Below are 15,773 nucleotides of genomic sequence, written 5' to 3'. Positions count from 1 at the left end.
TAAGTTACGGTCGTGCCTGGCCAGTGCCGCGCACCAGCCATTTGTAGGTCGTGAGCCCTTCGAGCGCGACAGGACCGCGCGCATGTAGGCGTCCGGTCGCGATGCCGATTTCGGCGCCGAGGCCGAACTCGCCGCCATCGGCGAATTGCGAGGAGGCGTTGTGCATCACGATCGCGCTGTCGACTTTGGTGAGGAATTCTTCGGCGACCGCATCATCCGAGGTGACGATGGCATCGGTGTGCGAGGATGAATGCCGCGCGATGTGCGCAAGCGCATCCTCCATCCCGTCGACCATCGCGACCGAGAGAACAGCGTCGAGATATTCGGTGTCCCAATCGTTCGCGCTCGCGTGGACGATCCGGTCGTCGAGAGCCTTGATGCGCTCATCGCCGCGGATTTCGACTCCTCCATCGAGCAACGACTTAACCAGATCGGCGGCTTCACTATATTCGGAATCAACCAAAAGGGTTTCCATCGCACCGCAAATACCCGTGCGGCGCATTTTCGCGTTGAGCGCGATTTCCTTGGCCATTGCGGGGTCAGCGGCGGAGTGGACATAGGTGTGATTGATCCCGTCGAGGTGGGCCAGAACCGGCACACGCGCATCAGACTGGACGCGGGCGACAAGGCCTTTCCCGCCGCGCGGGACGATCATGTCGATCAGGCCAGAAGCCGTCAGCATCGCGCCAACGGCGGCGCGGTCCTGCGTCGGGATCAGCTGGACGGCCGCGGCGGGAACACCGCCTTCTTCGAGCCCTGCGGTCAAAGCCGCTAGGATCGCCCGGTTCGAGTGCACTGCTTCGCTGCCTCCGCGCAGCAACGCAGCATTGCCGGCCCGCACGCACAGCGCGGCGGCATCGGCGGTCACATTCGGGCGGCTTTCGTAGATGATCCCGATGGTACCGATCGGCACGCGGATGCGCGAAAGTTTCAACCCGTTGGGGCGCTCTGCCGTGTCGATCACCTCGCCCACCGGATCGGGCAGGCTGGCCACCGCTTCCACTCCGGCAGCGATGCCTTCTAGCCGCTCATCGTCGAGCGCCAGCCGGTCGAGCATGGCCTTCGAGAGGCCGCTTTCACGGCCAGCTTCGAGATCCTTGGAATTGGCTTCGAGGATCTCGGCGCGGTCGTCGCGCAGGTGCCTGGCGGCGAGCTTGAGAGCGGCAGCACGCGCCTCGCTCGTCATTCCGGCGAGTTCGCGCTGGGCCGCGCGGCCGGCCTTCGCCAGTTCGGAAATCAGTGTTTCGGGGTCGAGTGCCTGGGGAGCGGATTGCGTAGTCATGGTCTGCGTCATGTGGGGCCTTTGTTGGTTGCGTCAATTCATTTCCGCCGGCGCAGCGCGCGCGGAAGCGAGTGAATGGGTGTACCGAATCAATGCAGAACCCTCCCTTCCTTTCCCGAAAAGTGGGGCTGGGCTGCTTTCTGCGACACGGCGTTTGACGACTTCTCGGCGGAGATTTCTCCCACATGAACGCTTCATCGCGATTCGGTTTCGACTCGCCGGAAGCGTTAACACTTCCGTTCGACCGCGCGGCATAGGGTTGTTAGCGACCGCAAGGGATCGCCAGAGATAAAAATCAATCGGGGCCGCTTTGTCAGATACAAAATCCGCACGACCGTGGGGTGAACGACTACGTGAGTGGTTCCCCGATCGCGAATTCTTCATGCGCTCGCAGGGTCATGTCCGCTTCATCAAGATATCGTCGCGCGTCCAGATGGCAGGCGCCGGTGCTGCTGCGGCGCTTGCCCTGGTCTGGGCCGGCTCGATGGGCGTCATGGCCTGGAACAAGTATCAGGCCGAGGCCGATCTTGCTTCCTTCCAGGATGAAAAAGCGCGTGTCGCCACCGCGCAGGAGCGGCTCGAAGCATATGGCAGCGATCTCGACCGCGTGGTCGAGGATCTGAACGCACGGCAGGATGCGCTCGACGCGATGAGCGAAATGCTCCCCGAGGATGTGCGCAATTTCGACAGCAACGTGACCGATTCATCAGATGCTGCCACCGAAACGGTCGAGAAAGTCGGCGCGATGTTCCCGCAGGCACGCGGTCTTGCAGAGATCGAGGCGCGCCAGCTCGCGCTGGTCGAACGCCTCACCCGCTTCGCCGACTGGCGGGCCAAGCGCGCCGAAGCGGCGCTGCGCAAGCTCAACCTCGATCCTGCCGCCATGGCCCGCAACATCGAGCGCCAGAGCGGCGTCGGTGGACCGCTGGAAATCCTCGCAACCTCGGCCGACGGCTCGATCGATCCGCGCTTCGAACGGCTCGGCCTCAGCCTCTCCCGCATGAATGCCCTCGAGCGCGCGCTAGAAGGCGTACCGCAGGTCGTTCCCGCTAGCGTTCAGACAATCACTTCGGGCTTCGGCTATCGCCGCGATCCGTTCACCCGCCGCGGCGCGATGCACAACGGCATCGATTTCAAGGGAGCGCGCGGTTCGCCGATCTTTGCCGCTGCCAAAGGCGAGATTCAGTTCGCCGGATGGAAGGCCGGATACGGCAAGTCTGTCGAAATCCGCCACGAAAACGGTTTGATGACGCGATATGCCCACATGTCACGCATCGATGTGAAGCCGGGTCAGGCTGTCGAAGCCGGCGACACGCTTGGGGGCCTCGGCAGCACCGGTCGTTCGACCGGACCGCACCTTCATTTCGAAGTCCGTATCAACAACCGCGCGATCAATCCGCGCCCGTTCCTGGAGACCGCCCCCGATGTTCTCAAAGAAGTCCGCGGAGCCAGTTCGGTCCGCACCACCCGCGCCAAGACCGGTGAGTAAACCCATGGCAAGCAACAATTCCACGTTTTCGGTGATCGGATCGGACATCAAGATTCACGGTGACATCACCGCGTCCGCCGACCTTCATGTCGACGGCACGATCGAAGGCGACATCAAGTGCGCCTCGCTGGTCCAGGGCGAATCGAGCCAGGTCAAGGGCGGCATCATGGCCGACACCGCCCGGCTTGCCGGCAAAGTGGTCGGATCGATCAACGCGAAGGAGCTGGTGATCCTCAAGACCGCCAAGATCGAAGGCGACGTGCATTACGATGCGCTGACGATCGAGCAGGGCGCTCAGGTCGATGGCCGGTTCGCGCCGAATGCGCGCCGCGATGCGGCGAAAGCCGCGGCTCCGGCAACGGCGTCGGCGAAGCCCGCCAACAACCCGACCGCTCCCGACCAATCGGAACTGCAAATCGCCAAGTAAGCGGTATCGCTCAGGTCATTTGAAAGCGCCGCGGCCAGCGATGGTCCGCGGCGCTTTCGCATCTGGCTAGAGGACTTCGGCGCGCAGGGCCTTGCGATCGAGCTTGCCGATAATGGTCTTCGGCAGCTCCTCACGGATCACCACCTTGTCGACCCGTTCGTGCTTTCCGACATGGTCGTTGAGCCAGCCTTTGAGCGCGTCGGCGCCGATGTCGGTGTCCGGCTCGAGCACAACATAGATGCGCGGGACCTCGCCAAGATAGTCGTCGGGCACGCCGATCACGAGCGCTTCCTTGACGGCTTCGTGCTTGAGCATCGCGTCTTCGACCACGCTCGGGAACACTTTGAAGCCGCCGACCGCGATCATGTCCTTGATCCGGTCGACGATTGCGATGAACGCATCCTCGTCGATCACCGCGACGTCGCCGGTCCTCAGGTAACGCTTGCCGTCGCGCTGGACGAAGACGTCCGCATCGGTTTCGGGGCGGTTCCAGTATCCGCGCATCACCTGCGGTCCATGGATCGCCAGTTCGCCCGGCTCTCCTTCGGGTGCGAGCTTCGAGGGGTCTTCCTTGTCGAGCAGGATCACTTCGGTCCCCGGAACGACCTGGCCGATCGTGCCCTTCTTGCGCATCCCTTCGTACGGGTTGGCCGAGACCACGCCCGAGCTCTCGGTAAGGCCGTAGCCCTCGACCACGCGGACGCCTGTGGCTTCCTCGAACCGGTCGTGAACCTGCGCCGGCATCGGTGCGCCGCCGGATATGCAAACCTTGAGCGAGGACATGTCGGTCTTCGCAAGGTCGGGATGATCGAGCATCGCCTGGAACATCGTCGGCACGCCGGGAAACCCGGTTGCACGATCCCTGGCAATGGTCTGGAGGACCTGCTTCGTTTCGAAGCGCGGCACCATCGCTATCGAAGCCCCGGTCGCCATCGCGTGGTTGAGCAGCGCCGTGTTCGCGAAAACATGGAAGAACGGCAGCGCCCCCATGAATACTTCGCCGCGCGGATCGCCGAACGGATTGATGGACGCGACCTGCTGGGCGTTCATGGCAAGCTGGCTATGTCCGAGCATCGCCCCTTTGGGCCGCCCGGTGGTGCCGCCCGTATATTGCAGCAGGGCAAGGTCCTCGGCCGGATCGATCGTGATGTCGGGCGCGGGCGAGGCGGGGGTGCAATCTTTCCAGCCGCGCACGGCAGCACCGTATTCGACTTCGGCGATCTGGCTGCGTTTCAGCAGCTTGAACGCCGCACCCTTGAGCCAAGGCAGCATGTCGGAAAGGCGCCCGACCACCAGCGTTTCGAGGTCGGAGCTCGCCAGCACCTTCGATGCGGTGTCGTAGAGCTCCGGAACATCGAGCGTAACGAGCACGCGCGTGCCGCTGTCGCCGACCTGCCAGGCGAGCTCTTCGACCGTATAAAGCGGCGAAAAGTTCACCACGACTGCACCGGCCATCATCGCCCCGTAATAGGCCGAGGCGTAGATCGGGACATTGGGGAGGAACAGCCCCACCCGATCGCCCTTTGCAATCCCCATCGCCGCCATCCCGGCGGCAAAGCGTTGCGCCTCTTCGAAAATTTCGCCGTAGCTGTAGGTGCGACCGAGAAAGCGCAGGAACGGCGCGGCAGGGTTTTCGCGTGTCGTCCGCCCGAACATTTCGGGCAGGCTCATCAACTCGAACTGCGTGTCCCACGGTTTCGGATGATGGTAGGGGGCTTTACTGACATCCATGTCAATAAACATGCCGTATGGGCCGGTTTCGCACAAGCAAAACCGCGCCGCACTTCGCGGAATTCGTACATCGGTCAGACTGTGAAGCCGACGCGCCGATCACGACGCGCCGGAGTGCTCGATCGGGACCTCAGGCCTTGTCTGCCTCGGCCTCTTCATCTTCCGATTCGGATTCGGATTCGGCAGCGGGGGTCGAAAAACCGCTTTCGGGATCGATCGTGTCGGCACCGCTGGCCTCGGCCTCGCGCTTGGCGGCAAGCCAGGCTTCGGCCTCGGCTTCCTGAGCCGCTTCTGCCGCAGCCTTGACGTTCGCTTCGCGCTCGGCGCGCAGCTCTTCGATCAGCTTGTCCTTGTCGCTGCGGGTATCGCCATCCGTCGGAGCCTCGACTTCTTCGGTGATACCTGCGCGCTTTGCCGCCTTGGCAACGACCGCATCGAGTTCGCGCTGCGAGCACAGGCCGAGCGTCACCGGATCCTTCGGCTGGATGTTCTGGATGTTCCAGTGGGTGCGCTCGCGGATCGCGCCGATCGTGTTGCGGGTCGTGCCGATAAGCTTGGAGATCTGCGCGTCCGACACTTCGGGGTGGTTGCGCAGGATCCAGGCGATGCCATCGGGCTTGTCCTGACGTTTCGACACAGGCGTGTAGCGCGGGCCCTTGGTGCGGGTCACCTCGACCGGCGCCTTGTGCATCTTGAGCGAGTATTCGGAGTCGGCCTGCCCCTTCTCGATTTCTTCGAGGGTCAGCTCGCCCGCGTGGACCGGATCGCGGCCGGTATACTTGCTGCCGGCAAGATCGTCCGCCATCGCCTGCACTTCGAGGATGTGCAGCCCGCAAAATTCGGCAATCTGTTCGAACGACAGGCCGGTGTGATCGACCAGCCAGGTGGCGGTCGCGTGCGGCATCAGCGGCTTGGGCTGGGTGTTGGCCTGGGCCATGGAAATCTCCGTAAAAATGTAAAGGGCCGCCCCTTTCGGAGCGGCCATTGCAACGCCCTAGATAGGCGATGTCATCGTAAACGGCAAGCGAAAGGAAATACGCCTCAGGCTCGCTGGATCGCAGCATCGGCCTGCAGCCAGGCGCACTCGTCCTCGCGCAGGGCAACGAGCGCGGTGAGGAATTGCCGCGTCGCCGCCTCCCAGCTGAAATGCCGACCGCGCTCGAGGCACTCCCCCGGGTCGCAATAGCGCGCTGCGTCGATCGCCCGCGCGAGGTCATTGGACATCGCGCCGACCTTTTCATTCAGGATATCGAGCGGTCCGGGCACCGGAAAGGCGGCCACCGGCGTGCCGCAGGCGAGCGCTTCGATCATGACCAGGCCGAAGGTGTCGGTCTTGCTCGGGAAGACGAACACATCCGCCCCGGCGTAACACCCGGCGAGGTCCTGCCCGGTGCGCTTGCCAAGAAACAGCGCGTCGGGAAACTTCGCTTCGAGCGCGGCGCGCGCCGGTCCATCGCCGACCACGACCTTGCTGCCGGGATAGTCGCAGGCGAGGAAGGCCTCGATGTTCTTCTCCACCGCAACCCGTCCGACATAGAGCAGGATCGGGCCCTCGAGTCCGGCATACTCGGGCGGAGGCGGCGCAGCGGGCGAGAAGCTGGCGAGATCGACCCCGCGGCTCCAGTGGCTCAGGTGGGTCAGGCCCTGCTCGCGCAGTTGCGCGCGGATCGTCTCGGTCGCGACCATGATCCGCTGCGCCGGGCGATGGAACCAGCGGATGTAGGGCCAGAAGAAGCGCGCGTGCAAGCCGGTGCGCCGCGCGAGATAATCGGGAAACTGCGTGTGATAGGCGGTGGTGAACGGCACTTTCCGCCGGATGCAGTATCGCCGCGCGGCAAGGCCCAGCGGACCTTCGGTGGCGATGTGGATCGCGTCGGGTTTGATCCGGCGCAGCTTGCGGCCGACTGCACCCGGCATCGTCACCGCCAGCCGGATCTCGGGATAGGTCGGCGCGGGAAAGGAGCGATACTGGTCGGGCGAGATGACGGTGACCTCATGACCCCAATCGCGCAGCATGTCGCAGGTAGTCGACAGCGTGCGCACCACGCCGTTGGTCTGCGGATACCACGCGTCGGTCACGATCGCTATCGAATGGGGCATCGGGCGCTCCTCGTTTGCATTGGGGGTATTCGCGCCGCCGCGCGTCACGCAGCTTCCAGCTCGCGTTCGGCGTCGTGAGCAGACAAGGCCTCTTCGCGGCGCTCGCGCTCGTGCATTATGTCCGCCCAGTGGAGGATTTCCATCCGTCCGTCGTGGTGCTCGACCAGCGCATTGCAGCCTTCGACCCAGTCGCCATCGTTCCAGTATTCGATCGTGCGGCCATCGTGCTCGAACGAGCGGAATTCGGCGGTGTGGATGTGCCCGCACACCACCCCGTCGACCCCGCGCTCGCCGGCCGCCCGGGCGACGACCTCTTCATACTTGCCGATGAACTCGACCGCGTTCTTGACCTTGTGCTTGGCCGCTTTCGACAGCGACCAGTAGGGCATTGCGAACGCCCTGCGAATGGAATTCACCACCAGGTTCAGGCTCATCGCGGCGTGATATGCCCAATCGCCGACGAAGGCGAGCCAGCGCTGCGAGAGCATCACCGCGTCGAATTCGTCACCGTGCAGCACCATCAGCCGCCGTCCGTCGGCGGTATCATGGAAAGCCGCGCGGCGGATTTCGACCCCGCCGAAATTGAGCCCGGTGAACTGGCGGAACATCTCGTCGTGATTGCCGGGGATGTAGACGATCTTCGTGCCGCGCTTGGCGCGCTTCATCACGCGCCAGACGATGTCGTTGTGTTCGGACGGCCAGTAGAATTTCTTCTTCAGCCGCCAGCCGTCGATTATGTCGCCGACGAGATACATCGTCTCGCTGTCGGTGCGATCGAGAAAGTCGATCAGCATCTGCGCGTTGCAGCCCTTGGTGCCCAGATGGACGTCGCTGATCCAGATCGTGCGGTATCTGGTCCGTTCGGGTCCGCCCTTTTCGGGTGCTGTAGGTTCCGGAATCGATGGCTCGACCGGGTCGAGACTGGCGACATTGTCGAATGCGGCAAAGACAGAATCGGTCATCGAATGCTCCCGAGTTGCGAAATTCATCCGCAACTTCGGTGGCATGGAATTGTGACACGCGATTCACAGACGCGTGACGGTTATGCGAAAGTGCGACAGCTTGGCGTCAGTCCATCGCGACGAAACCGGGCGCGTCCTGCACCCGCCCAATCCAGCGCAGGATGGCGGGATAATCGTCCAGCCCGAAACCGCCTTCCTCGGCGACGTGGGTGTAGGCAAACAGCGCGATATCGGCGAGCGTCAGCCTGTCTCCGCCCATGAAGGCGCGCGAGTGGAGATGCTTTTCCATCACCTCGAGCGCGGCACAGCCCGCCATCCGCTTGGCCATGATCTGGGCGCGCTGCTCGTCCGAGAGGTTGGCCTGCCCCACGAACCGCAGCCAGAACCGCAGCGTCGCGACATTGGGTTCGTGATTGTACTGCTCGAAGAACATCCAGCGCAGCATGTCGGCCTGGGCGAACCGATCCTCGGGGATCAGGTGCGACCCGCTGGCGAGATACCAGCAGGCTGCATTGCTTTCGGGCAGGAAGCGCGCGCCTTCGCCCCCGGATCCGACCTGGCCGATCTGCAGCACCGGGATGCGCCCGTTCGAATTGACCTGTTCAAGGAACTCGGGCGTGCGGGTCTCGCCCTTCATGATGTCGTATTGCCGGGTTTCGAGCGGAAGGCCGAGCAGCGCGGCGGTCAGCTTGATCTTGTAGCAGTTCCCGCTGCGGGGATCTTCGTGGAGGATGTAGTGCTCAGTCATCGGCTACTTGTAGCACGATCTTGCCAATATGTTCGCCTGCTTCCATGCGCGCATGCGCGGCGGCGGCCTCGGCGAGCGGGAAAGTCTCGTCCATCACCGGAGCGAGCTCGCCCGAGGTGAAAAGCGGCCAGGCGTGCTCGGCGATCTCGTCCGCCAATGCCGCCTTGAACGCATCGGAACGCGGGCGCAGCGTCGATCCGGTCAGCGTCAACCGCCGCATCATCACCATCGGCATGAAGATTTCGGCCTTGGCCCCGCCGAGCACCGCGATCGTTACGTGGCGACCGTCCTCGGCAAGGCATTGCAGGTTGCGCGGCACGTAGTCGCCCGAAACCATGTCGAGCACGATGTTCACGCCCTTGCCGCCGGTGTGAGCCTTCACGACCTCGACGAAATCGTCTTCCTTGTAATTGATCGCGAGGTCCGCGCCGACCTGCCGCGCGGCCTCGCACTTGGCTTCGTCGCCGCAGGTCACGATCACTTCGAGATCGAACGCCTTGGCCAGCATGATCGCCATCGTCCCGATCCCGCTCGTGCCGCCGTGGACGAGCAGCCGCTCGCCGTCTCTCGCCATGCCGCGCTCGAACACGTTGTGCCACACGGTGAACAGGGTCTCGGGCAGCGCGGCGGCGGATTTTAGGTCCATGCCCTCGGGAACCGGCAGGCAATGGTTCCACGGCGCGGTGCAATATTCGGCATAGCCCCCGCCGGGGGTCAGCGCGGCGACCGTCTGCCCAAGCAGTTCACCGGGCACTTCACCGCCGACCGCAACCACTTCGCCCGACACTTCGAGTCCCAGGATCGGCGAGGCACCCGGCGGCGGCGGATAGTGGCCGGCACGCTGGATGCAATCGGGCCGGTTCACGCCTGCATAGGCAACGCGAATGAGCACATCCTCCGGGCCCACTTCGGGCAGGGCGACGTCTTCGAGCGCCAGCACATCAGGACCGCCCGGGGCTTCGAAACCAATCGCGCGCATCGTATCCGGAAGGTTCGCGGCTTGCGCTTCAACCATGATTCTGTGCCCCATCTGCCCCAATCCTCTGCAATTCGCGCGCGATAACCGCCTCGCGGATTGACAGCAAGCCGATTGGCTTGCGATGTTCGGACAACACATGGACGAAGGCGATCTTCCGCGCCCCAAGGGCGATGCCGCGAGCAAGCTCGCGACCGAGGACCTCGCACCCTATTCGCAGGATGAACTCGACGAGCGCGTCGTGCTGCTCGAAGCCGAGATCGAACGCGTCAAGGCGCATCGCGACAAAGCCGCGGCCCATCGCGCTGCGGCAGACGCCCTGTTCGGCGGCAAATCGACGTGAGCCTTGCCGTTCCTTCGCAAACGGATTCGCAATCGTGCGACCGCTTACCATATATGGTGAAATCGCCCTTCACCCTGTCACTTAGCGTACCTTCCTCTCCCTCCTGCTAGAGACTCCCGAATGCCAAGTTTTGCCCAGAACCTCGAACGGACCCTCCACAACGCGCTCGGCAATGCGTCCGAGCGGCGGCACGAATATGCGACACTCGAGCACTTGCTGCTCGCGCTGATCGATGACGAGGATGCCGCACAGGTGATGGCGGCTTGCGGCGTCGACCTTGCCGAGCTAGGCGAGGTCGTGAAGCAATATCTCGATCAGGAGTACCAGTCGCTCAAGACCGAGGAAGATGCCGATCCGCAGCCCACCGCCGGTTTCCAGCGGGTGATCCAGCGCGCGATCCTGCACGTCCAGTCGAGCGGCAAGGACACCGTGACCGGCGCCAACGTGCTGGTGGCGCTGTTCTCCGAACGCGATTCCTATGCGGTCTATTTCCTGCAGCAGCAGGACATGAGCCGCCTCGACGCCGTAAGCTATATCAGCCACGGCATAGGCAAAGGCGGCCGCCAGATCGAAAGCAAGCAGCCGACCGGTTCCGAAGAGGGTGCGGGCGAAACGGCCGAAGCGTCGAAAGAGGGCGGCAACAAGAAAGAAACCGCGCTCGACCAGTTCACCGTCAACCTCAATGCCAAGGCCGAGGCCGGCAAGGTCGATCCGCTCATCGGTCGCGGGCCCGAAGTCGATCGCACCGTGCAGATCCTGTGCCGCCGCAGCAAGAACAACCCGCTCTATGTCGGTGATCCCGGCGTCGGGAAGACAGCCATTGCAGAGGGCCTCGCCCGCAAGATCGTCGAAGGCGACGTTCCGGACGTGCTGTCCGAAGCGGTGATCTATTCGCTCGACATGGGCGCCCTGCTCGCAGGCACGCGCTATCGCGGCGATTTCGAAGAGCGGCTGAAGCAGGTCGTCAACGAGCTCGAAGGGATGCCGCACGCGGTCCTCTTCATCGACGAGATTCACACGGTCATCGGTGCCGGTGCGACCAGCGGCGGGGCGATGGATGCCTCGAACCTGCTGAAGCCCGCGCTTTCGAGCGGGGCGATCCGCTGCATCGGCTCGACGACCTATAAGGAATTCCGCAACCACTTCGAAAAAGACCGCGCGTTGCTGCGCCGGTTCCAGAAGATCGACGTCAACGAACCGACGATCGAGGATACGGTGAAGATCCTCAAGGGGCTGCGCAGCGCCTTCGAGGAGCATCACAACGTCAAGTATACGCCCGATGCTCTCAAGACCGCTGTCGAGCTGTCGGCGCGCTACATCAACGACCGTAAATTGCCCGACAAGGCGATCGACGTGATCGACGAAGTCGGCGCGATGCAGATGCTGGTGCCGCCGAGCCGCCGCAAGAAGAAGATCACGGCCAAGGAAATCGAGGCCGTAATCGCGACGATGGCGCGCATTCCGCCGAAATCGGTCAGCAAGGACGACAAGAAAGCGCTCGAGAATCTCGAACGCGACCTCAAACACGTCGTGTTCGGTCAGGACGAGGCGATCCATCGCCTGTCCACCGCGATGAAGCTGAGCCGTGCAGGCCTGCGCGATCCGGACAAGCCGATCGGCTCGTTCCTGTTCTCCGGTCCGACCGGCGTCGGCAAGACCGAGGTCGCGCGCCAGCTCGCCTCGATCATGGGGATCGAGCTCAAGCGCTTCGACATGTCCGAATATATGGAGCGCCACAGCGTTTCGCGCCTGATCGGTGCCCCTCCGGGCTATGTCGGTTACGACCAGGGCGGCCTGCTCACCGATGCGGTCGACCAGAACCCGCACTGCGTGCTGCTGCTCGACGAGATCGAAAAGGCGCACCCGGACCTGTTCAACATCCTGCTGCAGGTAATGGATAACGGTCGCCTGACCGACCATCACGGCAAGACGGTCGATTTCCGCAACGTCGTACTCATCATGACGACCAATGCCGGCGCATCCGATATGGCGCGCAGCGGCATCGGCTTTGGCGATGTTTCGAAGGAGGACGCCGGGACCGAGGCGGTGAACAAGATGTTCACGCCGGAATTCCGCAACCGCCTCGATGCGATCGTGCCCTTCGCCTATCTCGGCAAGAGCACTGTTGCCCGCGTGGTCGACAAGTTCATCCTCGAGCTCGAACTCCAGCTCGCCGAACAGAACGTCCACATCCAGTTCGACAGCGATGCGCGTGCATGGCTGGCGGACAAGGGTTACGACAAGCTCTATGGCGCGCGTCCGATGGGCCGCCTGATTCAGGACAAGATCAAGCAGCCGCTCGCCGAAGAACTGCTGTTCGGCAAACTTGCCGATGGCGGCGAGGTTTCGGTGACGATGAAGGACGGCAAGCCCTCCTTCGAGCTGACGCCCGCACCGCCAAAGACGAAGCCGAAGCGCAAGCCGCGCAAGAAACCGGCCGCGAAGAAGGCGCCTCCGGCCAAGGGCACCGATCCGAAGCCGGAAGCCTCGGACAACGACAAGGACGCCTGATCCCGACGGCTGATCGTCCGACAAGGCTGGACAGCTACCACCAAAACATGATTGATCGGCCCTCGAAGCAATTCGGGGGCCGATTATGTTTGCACGCACCATCCTTACCGCCGCAGCCGCGCTGGCGATTTCGAGTCCGCTTGCGGCCGACGATCACGCCGCGCCGGACAGCGGCGACGCACCCAGCACGGAATTCACCGGCAAGGACCTATTCGACCTCTCTGTGGCGAGCGATCCGCAGATCAGCCCGGACGGCTCCTCCATCGCCTACGTCCGCCGCACCAACGATGTGATGACCGATTCCCCCGTAACCTCGATCTGGATGATCGATGTTGCGAGCGGTGCGGAAACGCCGCTGGTGACCGGCGAGGGGTATCACGGCTCGCCGCGCTGGTCTCCCGATGGCACCCGCCTCGCCTATGTTTCGACCGAAAGCGGCGGAGGGCCCGAACTGCACGTGATGTGGCTCGGTTCGCGCGCAAGCGCCAACATCACCGCGCTGCCCGAGGGGCCGGGCGGGATCAGCTGGTCACCCGATGGAGGCCGGATCGCCTACACGGCGCGGGTGCCGGGAGAGACGCTCGCGCTAGGCAAGCCGCTTTCGCCGCCCGAGGGAGCCGAGTGGAAGAAGGGCCCGACGATCATCGACAAGGTGACCTATCGTTTCGACGGCGCGGGCTATCTCAAATCGGGCTACACCCAGATCTTCGTCGTTTCGGCGACCGGCGGCGCGCCGCGCCAGCTGACTTTCGGTGACCGCCACCACGACGGCGCGCTCGAGTGGACACCCGACGGCGAGGCGATCCTGATCAGCGGCAATCGCGATGAAGACTGGGAGCTCGCAGGCGTCGATACCGAGATCTATTCGATCGACGTCGCCTCGGGCGAGATCAGCGCGCTGACCGACCGCAACGGTCCCGACGGCCATCCCGAGATATCACCGGACGGTCGGACCATCGCCTATGTCGGCTACGACGACCGCGAAATGGCCTACGAACAGAGCGGCCTGTATTTCATGGACCGCGACGGATCGAACAAGCGCCGCATCGCAGCGGACTTCGATCGCGACATCACCAGCATGGACTGGACCGATGCGGGGCTGTTTATCGGTTACGAAGAGGAAGGCGGTTACCGCATCGCGCGCGTGTCGACTTCGGGACGGGTGAGTCCGCTCGGGGCCGAACTGGTCGATACCTATTACTCGCGGCCCTATGCCGGCGGCCAGTGGAGCGTCGCGGATGACGGAACCGTCGCCTTCACCAGCGGCGACGCGATGCGCCCGGCTGATATCTCGGTGCTGCGCGGCGGACGCAACCGGCAGCTGACCTCGCTGAATGACATGAAACTGGGCGGCAAGACGCTGGGCAAAACGATCGAACTCGACGTGACCGCTGCCGATGGCACGAGGATTCCGAGCTGGATCGTGCTGCCGCCGGATTACGAAGCGGGCACGCGGGTGCCGCTGATCCTCGAGATCCATGGCGGGCCCTACGCTGCCTACGGCCCCAGCTTCTCCTCCGATTACCAGCTTTATGCCAGCGCGGGATACGCCACGCTCTATACCAATCCGGGCGGATCGACCGGCTACGGCCAGGCCTTTGCCGACCGGATCGAGGGGAACTATCCGATTTCCAACCATCCCGAACTGATGGCGGCGGTCGAGGCGGCGATCGCGGCGGGCTATGCCGACCCCGAAAACCTGTTCGTCACCGGCGGATCGGGCGGCGGCATCCTCACAGCGTGGATCGTCGGCCAGACCGACCGCTTTGCAGCCGCGGCATCGTACAAACCGGTGATCAACTGGACGAGCATGGCGCTGATGAGCGACGGCTACGCGTTCTTCGGCAAGTACTGGATGAAGGGCCAGCCGTGGGAGAAGCAGGACGACTACTGGCGGCGTTCTCCGCTGGCTGCGGCGGGCAATATCACAACGCCGACTCTCGTGCTGGTCGGTGACGAGGACTACCGCACCCCGCGCAGCGAGGCCGAACAGTTCTACGGTGCGCTCAAGGTGCAGGGGATCGACACTGCCCTGGTCGTTACGCCGGGGGCGAGCCATTCGGACCTGTCGATGTCGCCAAGCCAGCAGGCGGCCAAGACCGCTGCCGTGATCGCATGGTTCGACAAATACCGGAGCGACAAGCCCGAAGAATGACGGGATAGGAAGTGCCGCGCGCTCGTTCATAGGTGTATGAGCGCGCCCTTTTCCTGGATCCGCCCCGAACCGTGGGGTGTGCAGGTCGTCCCCGCCGACGTGTGGATCGATCCGGGCCGCGCGGTCGACCGGGCGCTCGTTACCCACGGCCATGCCGATCATGCGCGCGGCGGGCACGGCAAGACCTTTGCCACGCCCGAGACGCTGGCGATCATGGAACTGCGCTACAACACGCGCGAGGGTGCCGTCCCGGTCGAATATGGCGAAACGATCCGGCTCGGCGGCGGGGTCGACGCGACCTACATCCCGGCAGGGCATGTGCTCGGCAGCGCGCAGATCCTGCTCGAGCATGCGGGCGAGCGGGTCGTCATCACCGGCGATTACAAGCGCCGCGCCGATCCGACCTGCATGCCGTTCGAAGTCACCCCGTGCGACATCTTCATCACCGAAGCGACCTTCGGCCTGCCGGTCTTCACCCATCCGCCGATTGCCGAGGAAATGGCGAAGCTCCTGAAGGCGCTCGCCGACAATCCCGACAAGTGCGTTCTGGTCGGCGCCTATGCGCTGGGTAAGGCGCAGCGGGTGATCGCCGAACTGCGCGCCGCGGGGCATGCCCATCCGATCTACCTTCACGGCGCGATGGAGAAGATGTGCCGGCTCTACGAGGAGCACGGGGTCGATCTGGGTGAATTGCGGCTCGTTGCCGACCACGAGAAGGACGACATGCGCGGCAGCATCGTGGTCTGCCCGCCGAGCGCGCTCAACGATCGCTGGAGCCGCCGCCTGCCCGACCCGATCACCGCCATGGCAAGCGGATGGATGCGGGTGCGCCAACGCGCGCGGCAACGCAATGTCGAACTGCCGCTGGTGATCTCCGACCATGCCGACTGGAACGAGCTGACGCGCACCATCGACGAGGTCGATCCCGCAGAAGTGTGGGTCACGCATGGCCGCGAGGAGGCGCTGCTCAGATGGTGCGAGCTCGGCCAGCGCCGCGCCCGCGCTCTGGCGCTGGTCGGGCGCGAGGACGAAGATGAATAGCGGAGACG

The 15,773-nt window shown here is 63.9% G+C and carries 13 protein-coding genes; 6 read left to right on the top strand and 7 right to left on the bottom strand.

Annotated elements, in window-relative coordinates:
• Nucleotides 1-4: 4 nt before the first annotated feature.
• Nucleotides 5-1,294 (bottom strand): glutamate-5-semialdehyde dehydrogenase, encoded by a 1,290-nt coding sequence (locus ACI5KX_RS01920; protein WP_406808990.1) that lies wholly within the window; start codon nucleotides 1,292-1,294, stop codon nucleotides 5-7.
• A gap of 298 nt (nucleotides 1,295-1,592) precedes the next feature.
• On the opposite strand from ACI5KX_RS01920, the gene ACI5KX_RS01915 reads away from it, so the two are divergent.
• Nucleotides 1,593-2,771: a peptidoglycan DD-metalloendopeptidase family protein gene (locus tag ACI5KX_RS01915; RefSeq protein WP_406808989.1), complete on the top strand. Its 1,179-nt coding sequence runs from the start codon at nucleotides 1,593-1,595 to the stop codon at nucleotides 2,769-2,771.
• Nucleotides 2,772-2,775: 4 nt separating this feature from the next.
• Nucleotides 2,776-3,198: a polymer-forming cytoskeletal protein gene (locus tag ACI5KX_RS01910; RefSeq protein WP_406808988.1), complete on the top strand. Its 423-nt coding sequence runs from the start codon at nucleotides 2,776-2,778 to the stop codon at nucleotides 3,196-3,198.
• 66 nt (nucleotides 3,199-3,264) lie between these two features.
• On the opposite strand, the gene ACI5KX_RS01905 is transcribed toward ACI5KX_RS01910, so the two are convergent.
• From ACI5KX_RS01905 to ACI5KX_RS01880, 6 genes are all read right to left on the bottom strand, one after another.
• Nucleotides 3,265-4,929 carry a long-chain-fatty-acid--CoA ligase gene (locus ACI5KX_RS01905; RefSeq protein WP_406808987.1) on the bottom strand — a complete coding sequence of 555 codons (1,665 nt, stop codon included), beginning with the start codon at nucleotides 4,927-4,929 and terminating at the stop codon, nucleotides 3,265-3,267.
• Between the two features lie 130 nt (nucleotides 4,930-5,059).
• Complete coding sequence (locus ACI5KX_RS01900; protein ID WP_406811300.1) at nucleotides 5,060-5,866, bottom strand: cell cycle transcriptional regulator TrcR; 807 nt, start codon at nucleotides 5,864-5,866, stop codon at nucleotides 5,060-5,062.
• A gap of 104 nt (nucleotides 5,867-5,970) precedes the next feature.
• A complete protein-coding gene (locus ACI5KX_RS01895) occupies nucleotides 5,971-7,029 on the bottom strand; it encodes a glycosyltransferase family 4 protein (RefSeq protein ID WP_406808986.1) in 1,059 nt (352 codons plus the stop codon).
• Between the two features lie 44 nt (nucleotides 7,030-7,073).
• Nucleotides 7,074-7,991 carry a UDP-2,3-diacylglucosamine diphosphatase gene (locus ACI5KX_RS01890; protein WP_406808985.1) on the bottom strand — a complete coding sequence of 306 codons (918 nt, stop codon included), beginning with the start codon at nucleotides 7,989-7,991 and terminating at the stop codon, nucleotides 7,074-7,076.
• Nucleotides 7,992-8,097: 106 nt separating this feature from the next.
• Nucleotides 8,098-8,739, bottom strand: a complete 642-nt coding sequence (locus tag ACI5KX_RS01885) for a glutathione S-transferase family protein (protein WP_406808984.1) — start codon at nucleotides 8,737-8,739, stop codon at nucleotides 8,098-8,100.
• Complete coding sequence (locus ACI5KX_RS01880; RefSeq protein WP_406808983.1) at nucleotides 8,732-9,754, bottom strand: NAD(P)H-quinone oxidoreductase; 1,023 nt, start codon at nucleotides 9,752-9,754, stop codon at nucleotides 8,732-8,734. Before ACI5KX_RS01880 ends, ACI5KX_RS01885 begins: the two co-directional genes overlap by 8 nt.
• Before the next feature lie 100 nt (nucleotides 9,755-9,854).
• Here ACI5KX_RS01880 and ACI5KX_RS01875 point away from each other — a divergent pair, with 100 nt between their 5' ends.
• The 4 genes from ACI5KX_RS01875 (at nucleotide 9,855) to ACI5KX_RS01860 (ending at nucleotide 15,765) form a co-directional block, all read left to right on the top strand.
• A complete protein-coding gene (locus ACI5KX_RS01875; RefSeq protein WP_406808982.1) occupies nucleotides 9,855-10,058 on the top strand; it encodes a DUF1192 domain-containing protein in 204 nt (67 codons plus the stop codon).
• A gap of 120 nt (nucleotides 10,059-10,178) precedes the next feature.
• Nucleotides 10,179-12,569, top strand: coding sequence for an ATP-dependent Clp protease ATP-binding subunit ClpA (clpA, locus tag ACI5KX_RS01870; protein WP_406808981.1), 2,391 nt, complete (start codon nucleotides 10,179-10,181; stop codon nucleotides 12,567-12,569).
• An 85-nt stretch (nucleotides 12,570-12,654) separates the two neighbouring features.
• Nucleotides 12,655-14,724, top strand: a complete 2,070-nt coding sequence (locus ACI5KX_RS01865) for a prolyl oligopeptidase family serine peptidase (protein ID WP_406808980.1) — start codon at nucleotides 12,655-12,657, stop codon at nucleotides 14,722-14,724.
• A 36-nt stretch (nucleotides 14,725-14,760) separates the two neighbouring features.
• Nucleotides 14,761-15,765 carry a ligase-associated DNA damage response exonuclease gene (locus tag ACI5KX_RS01860; RefSeq protein WP_406808979.1) on the top strand — a complete coding sequence of 335 codons (1,005 nt, stop codon included), beginning with the start codon at nucleotides 14,761-14,763 and terminating at the stop codon, nucleotides 15,763-15,765.
• The last annotated feature ends 8 nt before the right edge of the window (nucleotides 15,766-15,773 follow it).

This window comes from Erythrobacter sp. GH1-10, assembly GCF_045363165.1.
Classification (GTDB): Bacteria; Pseudomonadota; Alphaproteobacteria; order Sphingomonadales; family Sphingomonadaceae; genus Erythrobacter.
The sequence above is the reverse complement of the archived record's forward strand: the minus strand, read 5'-3'. Positions and strand labels throughout refer to the sequence as shown.

Bases quoted from the DNA above. Each gene is read 5' to 3' on its own strand.
- ACI5KX_RS01920 (WP_406808990.1), bottom strand. From the start codon at position 1,294: ATGACGCAGACCATGACTACGCAATCCGCTCCCCAGGCACTCGACCCC.
- ACI5KX_RS01910 (WP_406808988.1), top strand. From the start codon at position 2,776: ATGGCAAGCAACAATTCCACGTTTTCGGTGATCGGATCGGACATCAAG.
- ACI5KX_RS01905 (WP_406808987.1), bottom strand. From the start codon at position 4,929: ATGGATGTCAGTAAAGCCCCCTACCATCATCCGAAACCGTGGGACACG.
- ACI5KX_RS01900 (WP_406811300.1), bottom strand. From the start codon at position 5,866: ATGGCCCAGGCCAACACCCAGCCCAAGCCGCTGATGCCGCACGCGACC.
- ACI5KX_RS01895 (WP_406808986.1), bottom strand. From the start codon at position 7,029: ATGCCCCATTCGATAGCGATCGTGACCGACGCGTGGTATCCGCAGACC.
- ACI5KX_RS01890 (WP_406808985.1), bottom strand. From the start codon at position 7,991: ATGACCGATTCTGTCTTTGCCGCATTCGACAATGTCGCCAGTCTCGAC.
- ACI5KX_RS01885 (WP_406808984.1), bottom strand. From the start codon at position 8,739: ATGACTGAGCACTACATCCTCCACGAAGATCCCCGCAGCGGGAACTGC.
- ACI5KX_RS01880 (WP_406808983.1), bottom strand. From the start codon at position 9,754: ATGGTTGAAGCGCAAGCCGCGAACCTTCCGGATACGATGCGCGCGATT.
- ACI5KX_RS01875 (WP_406808982.1), top strand. From the start codon at position 9,855: ATGGACGAAGGCGATCTTCCGCGCCCCAAGGGCGATGCCGCGAGCAAG.
- clpA (WP_406808981.1), top strand. From the start codon at position 10,179: ATGCCAAGTTTTGCCCAGAACCTCGAACGGACCCTCCACAACGCGCTC.
- ACI5KX_RS01865 (WP_406808980.1), top strand. From the start codon at position 12,655: ATGTTTGCACGCACCATCCTTACCGCCGCAGCCGCGCTGGCGATTTCG.
- ACI5KX_RS01860 (WP_406808979.1), top strand. From the start codon at position 14,761: ATGAGCGCGCCCTTTTCCTGGATCCGCCCCGAACCGTGGGGTGTGCAG.